The following is an 11976-nucleotide window of genomic DNA, read 5'->3' on the forward strand; positions in this document are numbered from 1 at the left end:
TCGATCCCGACCCACGACGGCGGCCGGAACAAGTCATAGTCCGTGAACGCCAGATACAACGACGCCACCATCGGGAACGCCGTCAACACCACGAAACCCACCAACCACGGCGACAAGAACGCGAACCCCGCACCCGCCTCACGGCGGCGCTTGGCGCGCCCCCGCTCGGGGGACGCGTTCTGCGTCCCCCGAGCGGTGTCGAGCGTGGTGCCCGAGGTCACCGCAGTCACGACTGCTTCACCGCGCTGTCGGCGAAGGAGAACCACTGGGTGACGAACTCGTCGACGGTGATGTTGCCGTACCCGAGCTCCTCACCGAGGCGCTTGAACTCGGCCTCGATCTCGCCGAAGCCCTCGACCGGGACCGGGGCGGGCTCGGTGACGACGTCCGCCACCTGCTCCTCGTACTTCACGACCTGCTCGTCCACCGAGCCGGGCTCGACGTCCATCGCGTCGATCTGCGCCTGGACGGCGGGCACGCCCTTCGAGGTGCCGAAGATCTTGCCGACCTCGGGCTCGTTGATGAGGAAGTCGATGAGCGCCGCGGACGCCTCCGGCTGCTGGGTCTGCGCGGACGCGGAGAGCAGCATCGACGGCTTCCAGAACTGCGACGGGCCGTTCTCGCCGGACGGGATCGGCAGCATCTGGATGTCCTCGCCGGACTCGGCCACGTAGCCCGCCAGGAAGTTGTCCCACGTCGACTCGGACGCGACCTCGTTGACGTGGAACCCGCCGAGCGGCTCCAGCTGCTTGTTCTTCTTGATCGGGTAGATCGCCTCGGAGTCGCGCAGCCCCTGGCCCAGGTTCAGCCACTCGGTCATCTGCGCCTCGTCGAAGTTGAGCTTGCCGTCCTCGCTGAACGGCTCGACGCCCTGCTGGATGAGCCACTGCAGGAAGAACCAGAACGTCGCGGTGAAGTCGCCGCCGCCGTACAGGGCCGGGTCCTCGCCGGCGCCCGCCTCGGTGACCTTCTCGATCCACTTGCTGTAGTCGTCCCAGGTGTACCCCTCGGCGAGCGGCTCGACGCCCACCTTCTTGAGCAGGTCGGCGTTGTAGAACGTGGCGAGCGTGTTGGTGCTCGTCGGGACGCCGTACTGCGCGCCGTCGATCTGCCCGGAGGTGAGGAGCGAGTCCTCCACGCCGTCGGTGTTCAGGTTGACGCCCACCTGGCCGCCCAGGTCCAGGAGCTGCCCCGTGGCGCCGTACTGGCGCAGGTAGGACAGGTCCATCTGGATGACGTCCGGCAGGGCGCCGCCCGCGGCCTCGGTGGCGCGCGCGGTCCAGTAGCCGTCCCAGTCCTGGAACTGGGTCTGCACCGTGATGTTGGGGTGCTTCTCCTCGAAGAGGTCCACCGCCTTCTCGTACATCTCGGCACGGGCGGGCTCGCCCCACCAGGCGAGCGAGATGGTGATGTCCTCGTCGGTGCTCACCTTCTCCGCGGAGCCCGGCTCCGCAGGGTCGGCGCCGCCCCCGCAGGCGGTCAGGGTGAGGGCGACGGCGACCGCCGCCGCGGCCGCGCCGGCGGCCTTCCGCGTGATCCTCATGTGAGCCTCCTCGCTCGTCGATCGTCCACGATCGTCGGCGACGAGGACGCCCCGTTGACCCCTCGTACGGCTGCCGACTGAATCGATAAAACAGGATTCGGTAAGCGTTGTCCAGCCCCGGGGTGCTCCGAGTCACATCACGATCTCGCAACGAGCCCTGACGTGTCCCCGCGGCGACGACCCGTCGCGGCCCGGCGAGCGCCCCGGCGACCCGCACACGTGTGATCGCTCACATCCGGCCGGCAGCCTACGTGGCGGCGGCGCCGTCCGACGAACCCGCAGGAGAGAGGGGCCGCCGCCCCGCACGCCCACGTTTCCTCGGGCTCAGACCTCCGCGAGCTCCGGCACCTGGGCCAGCACGGCGTCCACGAGCCCGGCGTCCGTGCCGACGCCCTCCGGCAGCAGGCCCGGCAGCGCCAGCAGCGCCCGCGCGACGTCGGCCGGGGCCGCGGCCGCCGGATCACCGTCCCCGGCCCCTGCCACGACGTCGGCGAGCTCCTGCGCCCGCGGGTCGTCGACGAGCCGGCCGGCGGCCGCCTCCCGGCGCACCACCTCGCTCCACGCCGCGAGCGCGAACGCCGCGCCGGCCGGGACCGCGCCCGCCGCGAGCCGGTCCGCGACGATGCCGCCCCAGCGGAACGGGATCTTCTGGGTGCCGTCCATCGACACCTGGACCGTGGTGTGGCCCGTGGCCGGGTTGGCGAACCGCTCCAGCAGCGACTCCGCGTACGCGCGCAGGTCGGCGCCGTCGGGCGGGGTGAGCGTCGGCAGCGCGTCGTCGAGCATGAAGGCGCGGGCGCGCTCGTGCAGCACGGGGTCGGTCACCGCCTCCGCGAGCGTCGCGTGTCCCGCCAGCCGACCCGCGTACGCGAGCAGCGAGTGCGTGCCGTTGAGCAGGCGCAGCTTGGCCTGCTCCCAGGGTGCGACGTCGTCGGTGAACGTCGCGCCCGCCTCCTCCCAGGCGGGGCGCGGGCCGGCGAACCGGTCCTCGATCACCCACTGGCGGAACGGCTCCCCGACGACGAGGCCCTCGTCGCGGGCGCCGAGCTCGCGCTCCACCGCGTCCCGCTGCGCGGGCGTCGTCGCGGGCACGATCCGGTCCACCATCGAGCACGGGAACGCGACGTCGGTCGCCAGCCATGACCGCAGCCCGTCGCCCTGCTCCCCCGGGAGCGCCGCGTCCACCGCCTCGCCCACGAGCCGCCCCAGGACGTGCCCGTTGTCGACCATGTTGTCGCAGGTCAGCACGGTGATCGGGCGCCGCTCCCCCGCTGCCTCCGCAGCACGCCACCGGGCCGCGAGCCCGCGCACGAGCAGCCCGACCGCCGTCGCGCCCGGGACGGCGGCGTCGCCGGCGGCGAGGGCGTCCAGGTCCGGGCGCACCCGCTCGACGTCGAGCCCGCCGTCCGCGCCGCGGGCGTACCCCTTCTCGGTGACGGTCAGCGTCACGACGTGGGTCGTGGGCGCCGCGATCGTCTCCAGCACCCGCGTGGTCTCCTCCGCCGGCCAGGCGACGTCGAGCACCGCCCCGACCAGGTCCAGCCGGGTCCCGTGCGTGCCCGCGGTGAGCACCGAGTAGGCGCCGCCCTGCGGCCGGAGCTGGTCGCGCACGGAGGCCGACCGCTGTGTGACGCCGAGGATGCCCCAGCGGCGGTCCCCCGTGGCGCGGGCGGCCAGCTCCGTGAACACCGCCTGGTGCGCCCGGTGGAACGCTCCGATCCCCAGGTGCACGATGCCCACCTGGTCGGGGGTCACCGGCGCCTCGAGACGGGCGGGCAGGTGGGAGCGGTGCAGGCGGTCGGTCATGGTTCCTCCGTCGTCCGGCGGCGTCGCCGGGGTGGTGCGTCCGTGTCGGTCGGGGTGGTCAGGGGGCGTCGGGGGCGGGCCGCGGCGCGCGGGGGTGCGGTCGATCCGCGGACGACGAGCTCGACGGGGAGCGTCACGTCGCCCTGCAGGGCGCCGTCGTCCTTGCCCGGGCGCAGGACCAGGCGGTCGACGGCCACGCGGCCGGAGTCGCGGAGGTCGGTCCGCAGGGTGGTGAGGGGCGGGGCCAGGAGCTCCGCGACGTACGCGTCGTCGCAGCCGACCACGGACAGGTCGCCGGGCACGTCGAGGCCGCGCACCCGCAGGCGCTCGACCAGGCCGGCGGCCACGAGGTCGTTGAAGGTCACGACCGCCGTCGCGCGGGTGGCGACGACGAGGTCCGCCGCCGCGTGCCCGCCCGCGACCTGCGGCCGGTGCGGCCCGAGCTCCACGAGCTCGACGTCACCCAGCCGCGCGGCGGCCGCACGCAGGCCGGCGCGGCGGCGGCTGTCCGACCACGAGCGGGCGGGCCCGCCCACGTAGGCGACCTTCGCGTGGCCCAGCGCCCGCAGGTGCTCGAGGGTGCGCAGCATGCCCGCCTCGTGGTCGGCGACGACCGACGGCAGCCCGTCGACATGGTGGTTGACCAGCACCACCGGTCGCCCCTCGAGCGCCTCGACGGTGCGCTCCACCGCGCGCGGCGAGCACAGGATGATGCCGTCGGTCTGCGGAGCCAGGCCCGAGACGGCCTCGGTCTCGAGCTCGGGATCCTCGTCGGAGTCGACGACGAAGAGCCCGACGCCGCGTTCGCGCGCCTGGGCCTGGGCGCCCTTGGCGATCGCCGCGAAGTAGGGGTTGGCGAGGTCGGGCACCACGAGCCCGAGCGCTCCGGACCGTCCCGCGCGGAGCACGCTGGCCGCCCGGTTGGGTCGGTAGCCGAGCTCGCGCGCCGCGGACGTCACCCGGTCGCGCGTCGCCACGGCGACCCGCTGCGGGTCGGTCAGGGCGCGCGAGACCGTCGAGATCGACACGCCGGCCGCCCGCGCGACGTCGTGCACCGTGACCACGACCACCGTCTCCTCGAGCCCGCCGCTCGCACCCGGACGATGCGAACGTTTGCCAGATCGTCGCACATCCCGGCTCGTCGTGTCTGCCCCCGGCCGCGAATGCCTTGGGGATTCCGTGCTCGGCAGTCGGCAGGCTACGATGCAAACGTTCGCATCCCGTCTCGACGTTGAGGAGCTCCTGTGAGCGAGCGCTGGACCCTGCACCCCGACCGGGCGCTGCCCGCCGACCCCGGATCCCGGGTACTGGCCCGCGAGATCTACGCCGCGGTGCAGGACCTGCCGATCGTCTCGATGCACGGCCACGTGCCGGTCGAGTGGTTCGCCGACGACGCGCCCTTCGGCGACCCGGCCCAGCTCGTCGTCGTGCCCGACCACTACCTCACGCGGATGCTGGTCTCCCAGGGCGAGACCCTGCCCCGCCTCGGCGTCGGATCCACGGACGACGAGGCCGTCGAGACCGACCCGCGCGAGATCTGGCGCCGGTTCTGCGCCGGGTGGAAGCACTTCCGCGGCACGCCCACCCGCTACTGGCTGGAGCACGTGCTCGTCGAGATCTTCGGCGTCACGCAGCGCCCGTCGGCCGAGACCGCCGACGCCCTGTACGACCAGGTGGCCGCGCGCCTCGCCGAGCAGGAGTTCCGCCCCCGCGCACTCCTCGACGCCTTCAACATCGAGGTCATCGCCACGACCGACCCCGCCTGGGCGACTCTCGACGCGCACGCGAAGCTCGCCGCCGACGGCTACGGCGACCGCGTGCTGCCCACCTTCCGGCCCGACCCCCTGCTGCACGTCGACCGCGCGACCTGGCGCGACGACGTCGAGCAGCTCGGCGAGGCGGCCGGCGTCGACGTCACGTCGTACGACCGCTACCTCGAGGCCCTGCGCGCGCAGCGCGAGCGCTTCGTCGCCGCGGGCGCGCGGGCCACCGACCACGGCCACCTGTACGCCGACACGACGCCGCTGGACGACGCCGAGGCCGCGCGCATCCTCGACAAGGCCCTCGCGGGCACGGTCACGGCCGCCGAGGCGCAGGCGTTCAGCGGGCACATGCTGTTCCAGATGGCCGCGATGTCGGCGGAGGACGGCCTCGTGATGCAGCTGCACCCCGGCGTGCTACGCGACCACGCGAGCGCCCCGTTCGCCGCGTTCGGCCCGGACAAGGGCTACGACATCCCGGTGGTCACCGAGTTCACGCACTCGCTGCGCCCCGTGCTGGACGCCTTCGGCCACCACCCGGGCTTCCGGATGATCGCGTTCACGGTGGACGAGGACGTGTACTCGCGCGAGCTCGCGCCGCTGGCCGGCGTCTACCCGTCGCTGCGGCTCGGCGCGCCGTGGTGGTTCCTCGACGCCCCCGACGCGATGCGGCGGTTCCGCGAGGCGGCGACCGAGACGGCCGGGTTCAGCAACATGAGCGGCTTCGTGGACGACACCCGCGCGTTCTGCTCCATCCCGGCCCGGCACGACCTGGCCCGGCGCGTCGACGCCGGCTACCTGGCCCGCCTGGTGGCCGAGCACCGCCTCGACCTGGACGAGGCGGTCGACGTGGCCACCGATCTGACCTACCGCCTGCCCCAGGCGGCCTACTCCCGCCCCTGAACCGCTGCGAGCGGGCGTTTGGCCCGGACGGACGTCGAGAACGGGGCCAGACGCCCGCTCACAGCAGGTGGAGGGGCAGGACGACGAGCACGAGGAGTCACGCAGTGAAGATGGGTTTCCGCTGGTACGGCGAGGGCAACGACACGGTCACGCTGGACCACGTCCGGCAGATCCCCGGTGTCGAGACGATCGTGTGGAGCCTGCATCACAAGCAGGCCGGCGAGGTGTGGGAGCAGGAGGAGATCGACGCCGAGGTGGCGCGCATCTCCGGGCTCTCCGACGAGGCCCGGGCCCGCGGCGTGACCCGCACGCTCGACGCCGAGGTGGTCGAGTCCGTCAACGTGCACGAGTCGATCAAGCTGGGACGCACCGTCCTCGGGCTGAGCCGTGACGAGGCGATCGAGAACTACGTGACGACGCTCCGGCGGCTGGGCCGGGCCGGCGTAAAGGTGGTCTGCTACAACTTCATGCCCGTCTTCGACTGGCTGCGCACCGACCTGTGGCATCCGCTGCCCGACGGCTCGACCGCGCTGTTCTTCGAGAAGGCGGTCGTGGACCGGATGACGCCCGAGGGCCTCATCGCCGACATGGAGGCCGGGTCGCACGGCCTCACGCTGCCCGGCTGGGAGCCCGAGCGGCTCGCGGGCTTCACCGAGCTCAACGCCGCGTACGAGGGCGTCACGCACGAGGACATGTACGCGAACTACCGGTACTTCCTCGACGCGGTGGTCCCGGTGGCGGAGGAGGCCGGGATCAAGCTGGGCGTGCACCCGGACGACCCGCCGTTCGACGTCTTCGGCTGGCCGCGCGTCGTGTCGACGCCGGACGACCTGCAGCGCGTGCTGGACCTGCACCCGAGCCCGAACCACGGCCTCACGCTGTGCCTCGGCAGCTTCTCGGCGAACCCGGCGCAGGCGCCGCTCGCCGCGGACACCGTGCGCCGGTTCATGGACCGCATCCACTTCACCCACGTGCGGAACATCAAGCACTTCCCGAACGGCGACTTCACGGAGGTGGGGCACCGGGCGTGCGAGGGCGACGTCGACACGACCGGGATCATGAAGGCGTACGCCGAGGCCGGGTACACCGGCTACGTCCGCCCCGACCACGGCCGCCACCTCTGGGACGAGAACACCACGAACAAGCCCCGCCCCGGCTACGGCCTGTACGACCGCGCGCTGGGCATCCAGTATCTGCTCGGCGCGTGGGACGCGTTCCGCTACACCGCCCCCACCGACCGCTGAGCACCTCCGCGGGCCCGGACGCCGTCGTCCCGGGCCCGCGGCCTCTCTCCACCTCCCACCACCGACCCGAGGGGCCCGCCGGTGACTTCCGAAATCGTTGTCGATCCCGCACCGCACCCGGCCTGGCTGCCCGACGGCGCGCTGGCCGCCGCCGGCCGCCGCCGCGTGGCGGTCGGCACACCCGAGCTGGCAGAGCCACAGCGCGGCGGTGTGGCACCGCCTGGTTCTGACAGCTCCCCCCAGGTCGTGGCCACGCTGCGCGCGGAGCTCGAGCGCGCGACCGCGGCCCACGGCGGCGCCGTCGTCGACCCCGACGGCTCCCCCGACCTCCTCCTCGCCCTGGTCCACGAGGTGTCAGGGCCAGGTGCACGTCTTCCTGCACGCGGCCCTGACACTTCGGGCGGCGACGGGTTCCGGATCGTGCGGGACGGCGGCCGAGTCACCGTCACGGCCGAGACGCCGACGGCGCTGCTGCACGGCTGGTTCCACGTGGTGCGGCACGGCGAGACGGCGTTCACGGGGCCCGACGTCGACGAGCGGCACGCCCCCGCGTTCGCGCTGCGCGTGCTGGACCACTGGGACAACGTGGACGTGCACCCGGTGATGGGGCAGGTCGAGCGCGGGTACTCGGGCGGGTCGATCTTCTACGCCGACGGCCGGGTGCGCGACGACCTGTCCCGCGTCACGACCTACGCGCGCCTGCTCGCCGCGACGGGCGTCGACCGGGTCTGCATCAACAACGTCAACGTGCACGCGCGCGAGGCACGCCTGCTCACCGACGACCTGCCGGAGGTCGCGCGCATCGCCGCCGCGATGCGGCCCTACGGCGTGCGCACGCACCTCGCGGTGAGCTTCGCCGCGCCGATGACGCTCGGCGGCCTGCCGACGTCCGACCCGCTCGACGACGACGTCCGCGCCTGGTGGCGCGCCGCCGCCGACCGCGTCTGGGCGACGATCCCGGACTTCGGCGGGTTCGTCGTCAAGGCCGACTCCGAGGGCCAGCCGGGCCCGTTCGCGTACGGGCGCGACCACGCCGACGGCGCCAACCTGCTGGCCGAGGCGGTCGCGCCGCACGACGGCGTCGTGCACTGGCGGGCGTTCGTCTACGACCACACGCAGGACTGGCGCGACCGCACCACCGACCGCGCCCGCGCCGCGTACGACCACTTCGCGCCGCTGGACGGCCGGTTCGCGGACAACGTGGTGGTGCAGGTCAAGCACGGCCCGATCGACTTCCAGACGCGCGAGGCGGTCTCGCCGGTCCTCGCGGGGATGCCCGCCACCCGGCTGGCCCTCGAGCTGCAGGTGACGCAGGAGTACACGGGCCAGCAGCGGCACGCGTGCTACCTCGCCCCCTGGTGGAGCGAGAACCTCGGCTTCCGGCCCTGGGGAGCCGGCGAGGACGGTGCCGCGGTGCGCGACGTCGTCGCCGGGCGCGGCCCGTCCGCGCCGACCGCCGTCGCGGACGCCGGGGGCGGCGGGATCGCCGCCGTCTCGAACGTGGGCGACGACCGGTTCTGGACCGGCCACCCGCTGGCGCAGGCGAACCTGTACGCCTTCGGGCGGCTGGCGTGGGACCCGACGCTCGACCCCGCGGCCATCCTCGACGAGTGGGTCGGGCTGACCTTCGCCGGCCCGGACGGCGGCCTCGAGCCGCGGGTCCGCGAGGCGCTGCACGCGGTGCTCGACGGCTCGTGGCGCACCTACGAGTCGTACACCGCGCCGCTGGGCGTCGGGTTCATGGTGCGCCCCGGCCACCACTACGGCCCGGACGTGGACGGCTACGAGTACACGCCGTGGGGCACCTACCACTTCGCCGACCGCGACGGCATCGGCGTGGACCGCACCCGGGCCACCGGCACCGGGTTCACGGGCCAGTACCCGGAGCCCTGGCGTGACGTCTACGAGGACCTCGCGACCTGCCCCGACGAGCTGCTGCTGTTCTTCCACCACGTGCCGTACACGCACGTGCTGCGCTCCGGCGTCACCGTGGTCCAGCACGTCTACGACACGCACTTCGCGGGCGTCGAGCGGGTGCGCGAGGCCGTCGCGGCGTGGGAGTCGCTGGCCGACCTCGTCCCCGGCGCGCTCCCGGCCGACGTCGACGCCCGCGTCCGCGAGCGCCTCGCCGAGCAGCTGCGGTCGGCCGTCGAGTGGCGCGACCAGCTGAACACGTACTTCTTGCGGAAGTCCGGGATCCCCGACGCCCACGGCCGCACGATCTTCTGAGCCGAGCGGCCGACGTGCCCGGGTCAGCCCGCGGCGAGCAGCTCCAGGGTGTCGACCACCCGGTGGGAGAAGCCCCACTCGTTGTCGTACCAGGCCACGACCTTCACGTGCCGGCCGTCGACGCGCGTCAGCAGGGAGTCGAAGATCGACGACGCCGAGTTGCCCGTGACGTCCGACGACACCAGGGGGTCCTCGGAGTACTCGAGCACCCCGGCCAGCGGTCCCCGTGCGGCGTCCCGGTAGGCGGCGAGCACGTCCTCGCGCGTCACGTCGCGCGCGACGGCGGCGTTCAGCTCGACGATCGAGCCCACCGGCACCGGCACCCGGATCGAGTCGCCCGAGAGCTTCCCGTCGAGGCGCGGCAGCACCAGCCCGATCGCCTTCGCGGCGCCGGTCGTGGTGGGCACGATGTTCACGGCGGCGGCGCGGGCGCGGCGGGGGTCGCGGTGCGGGGCGTCCTGGAGGTTCTGCTCCTGGGTGTAGGCGTGCACGGTGGTCATGAACCCGTGCTCGATGCCGGCGAGGTCGTCGAGCACGGACGCGAGCGGCGCGAGCGCGTTGGTGGTGCACGACGCGTTGGAGACGATCGTGTGCGCGGCCGGGTCGTAGGCGCCCGTGTTGACGCCGGGGGCGAGCGTGACGTCCGCGCCGGCGGACGGCGCGCTCACGAGCACCTTGCGCGCCCCGGCGTCGAGGTGGGCGCGTGCCGCGGCGGCGGAGGTGAAGCGGCCGGTGGACTCGAGCACGACGTCGACGCCGAGCTCGTGCCACGGCAGGGTGCCGGGCTCGCGCTCCCCCAGCACGGCGACGCGGTGACCGTCGACGACGATCGCGTCGTCCTCGGCGGTGACCGGGCGGCCCAGGCGCCCGGCGGTGCTGTCGAAGGCGAGCAGCCGGGCGAGCGCGGCGGGCTCGGTGAGGTCGTTGACGGCGACGAGCTCCAGGTCGCTGCCGCGCTCGAGCAGCGCGCGGACCACGTTGCGCCCGATGCGGCCGAACCCGTTGATGGCGATGCGGGTCATGTGACCCTCCTTCCGTGTCGCCACCAGGCTCGCCGCCGTCGCACGGGCAGAACACCGGCGCGCGCGCCACGGTCCGCAAGGATCTCGCCACGCCCGGGGAGGGCCTCACTCCCCGCGGGCGAACGTGCGCCGGTACTCGCTGGGCGTCGTGCCGAGGATGCGCCGGAAGTGCGCGCGCAGGTTCGCGCCCGTCCCCAGCCCGACGTCGGCGGCGACCTGCTCGACGCTGCGCTCCGAGCGCTCCAGCAGCTCCCGTGCCACGTCCACGCGCACCCGCAGCACCCAGGCCATCGGCGTGTATCCGGTGTCGTCGGCGAACCGGCGCGAGAAGGTGCGCGGCGAGACGGCCGCGTGCCGGGCCAGGTCCTCGAGGGTGAGGTCCTCGGTCAGGTGGTGCAGCACCCACTCGCGGGTGGCGGCGAACCGCTCGCCGAGCGGCTCGGGCACGCTCCGCGGCACGTACTGCGCCTGGCCGCCGCTGCGGTACGGCGCCGCGACGAGGCGGCGGGCCGCGTGGTTCGACGCCGCCACCCCCAGGTCGCCTCGCAGCACGTGCAGGCACAGGTCGATGCCCGACGCGGCGCCCGCCGACGTGAGCACGCTGCCCTCGTCGACGAACAGCACGTTCTCGTCCACCCGCACGCCCGGGTGCTTGGCCGCCAGCGCTCGCGTGTAGTGCCAGTGCGTCGTGGCGCGTCGTCCGTCGAGCAGGCCGGTGGCCGCGAGCGCGAACGCGCCGGTCGAGATGGCGGCCAGTCGCGCGCCGCGGTCGTGCGCGGCCAGGAGCGCGTCGACGACGGCGGGCGGCGGGTCGTCGCGGTCCGGGTGCCGGTACCCGGGGAGGAACACGACGTCGGCCCAGGCCAGCGCCTCGAGGCCGTGGTCCAGGTGGTAGGAGAGCCCGTCCCCGCCGGCGACGAGCCCGGGAGCCGCGGCGCAGGCCCGCACCTCGTAGGGCATGCTCGGGCGCGTCGTGAAGACCTGCGCGGGGATGCCGACGTCGAGGGGCTTGGCGCCCTCCAGCACGAGGACGGCGACGCGGCGGCGGCGTTCCGGCGGGTCGGACGTTTCCGGCACAGGACGCAGCGTAGGCAGCGCGGGCGCGGTTACGCGCGGCCGGCGGGACGCGAGCGCGGGGAGACGATCCCCGACTCGTACGCGAACACGACGAGCTGGGCGCGGTCGCGGGCGCCGAGCTTGGTCATGGCCCGGCTGACGTGCGTCTTCGCGGTGAGCGGGCTGAGCACCAGGTCGAGGCCGTCGGGGACGATCGCGTCCGGGGGGCGGGCCACGAACTCGCTGATCAGCCGGCGCGTGATGGCCGGCGACAGCAGCGCGTCCCCGCGCACGGCGGCGCGCACGGCCTCGAGCGCCGACACCGTCACCGGCACGCCGAGATAGAGAAGCCGGACCCGCGAGATAGAGAAGGGACGGACCGAAAGCGGCTTCGGTCCGTCCCTTCTCTATCT

8 protein-coding genes and 2 pseudogenes are annotated in these 11976 nt (G+C 73.9%); 3 read left to right on the forward strand and 7 right to left on the reverse strand.

From position 1 onward, the window contains the following. The 4 genes and pseudogenes from ACFCZN_RS20610 to ACFCZN_RS20625 form a co-directional block, all read right to left on the reverse strand. A pseudogene (locus tag ACFCZN_RS20610) lies at positions 1–230 on the reverse strand (ABC transporter permease); the annotation flags it as partial. Beyond that, the gene (locus ACFCZN_RS20615; protein ID WP_430557996.1) at positions 227–1543 is read right to left on the reverse strand and encodes an ABC transporter substrate-binding protein; all 1317 of its coding nucleotides are present in this window, start codon (positions 1541–1543) and stop codon (positions 227–229) included. The gene ACFCZN_RS20615 and the pseudogene ACFCZN_RS20610, both read right to left, overlap by 4 nt. 324 nt (positions 1544–1867) lie before the next feature. After that, the gene (locus ACFCZN_RS20620) at positions 1868–3349 is read right to left on the reverse strand and encodes a mannitol dehydrogenase family protein (RefSeq protein WP_430557997.1); all 1482 of its coding nucleotides are present in this window, start codon (positions 3347–3349) and stop codon (positions 1868–1870) included. Continuing rightward, the gene (locus ACFCZN_RS20625; RefSeq protein WP_430557998.1) at positions 3346–4413 is read right to left on the reverse strand and encodes a LacI family DNA-binding transcriptional regulator; all 1068 of its coding nucleotides are present in this window, start codon (positions 4411–4413) and stop codon (positions 3346–3348) included. The genes ACFCZN_RS20620 and ACFCZN_RS20625 overlap by 4 nt, the downstream gene beginning before the upstream one ends. Before the next feature lie 180 nt (positions 4414–4593). Here ACFCZN_RS20625 and uxaC point away from each other — a divergent pair, with 180 nt between their 5' ends. The 3 genes from uxaC to ACFCZN_RS20640 all read left to right on the forward strand — a co-directional run bounded on the left by uxaC (position 4594) and on the right by ACFCZN_RS20640 (position 9485). Beyond that, positions 4594–6012 (forward strand): glucuronate isomerase, encoded by a 1419-nt coding sequence (gene uxaC / locus ACFCZN_RS20630; RefSeq protein WP_430557999.1) that lies wholly within the window; start codon positions 4594–4596, stop codon positions 6010–6012. A gap of 110 nt (positions 6013–6122) precedes the next feature. After that, on the forward strand, positions 6123–7256 hold the full coding sequence (locus ACFCZN_RS20635; protein ID WP_430558003.1) for a mannonate dehydratase: 1134 nt from the start codon (positions 6123–6125) through the stop codon (positions 7254–7256). A gap of 81 nt (positions 7257–7337) precedes the next feature. Then, positions 7338–9485 (forward strand): alpha-glucuronidase, encoded by a 2148-nt coding sequence (locus ACFCZN_RS20640; protein WP_430558000.1) that lies wholly within the window; start codon positions 7338–7340, stop codon positions 9483–9485. 23 nt (positions 9486–9508) lie between these two features. Here ACFCZN_RS20640 and gap read toward each other — a convergent pair whose 3' ends face one another. From gap to ACFCZN_RS20655, 3 genes and pseudogenes are all read right to left on the reverse strand, one after another. Beyond that, entirely contained in the window at positions 9509–10507 is a 999-nt protein-coding gene (gap, locus tag ACFCZN_RS20645) for a type I glyceraldehyde-3-phosphate dehydrogenase (protein WP_430558001.1), read from the reverse strand. Positions 10508–10612: 105 nt separating this feature from the next. Next, on the reverse strand, positions 10613–11584 hold the full coding sequence (locus ACFCZN_RS20650; protein WP_430558002.1) for a GlxA family transcriptional regulator: 972 nt from the start codon (positions 11582–11584) through the stop codon (positions 10613–10615). A gap of 29 nt (positions 11585–11613) precedes the next feature. Continuing rightward, positions 11614–11757: pseudogene (locus tag ACFCZN_RS20655) on the reverse strand (response regulator transcription factor); the annotation flags it as partial. Positions 11758–11976 lie beyond the last annotated feature (219 nt).

Source organism: Isoptericola sp. NPDC056134 (assembly GCF_042264825.1).
In the GTDB taxonomy this organism is placed as follows: domain Bacteria; phylum Actinomycetota; class Actinomycetes; order Actinomycetales; family Cellulomonadaceae; genus Isoptericola; species Isoptericola nanjingensis.

Excerpts from the sequence above, each read along its gene's own strand:
- ACFCZN_RS20615 (WP_430557996.1), bottom strand. The coding sequence starts at position 1,543 with ATGAGGATCACGCGGAAGGCCGCCGGCGCGGCCGCGGCGGCGGTCGCC.
- ACFCZN_RS20620 (WP_430557997.1), bottom strand. The coding sequence starts at position 3,349 with ATGACCGACCGCCTGCACCGCTCCCACCTGCCCGCCCGTCTCGAGGCG.
- ACFCZN_RS20635 (WP_430558003.1), top strand. The coding sequence starts at position 6,123 with ATGGGTTTCCGCTGGTACGGCGAGGGCAACGACACGGTCACGCTGGAC.
- gap (WP_430558001.1), bottom strand. The coding sequence starts at position 10,507 with ATGACCCGCATCGCCATCAACGGGTTCGGCCGCATCGGGCGCAACGTG.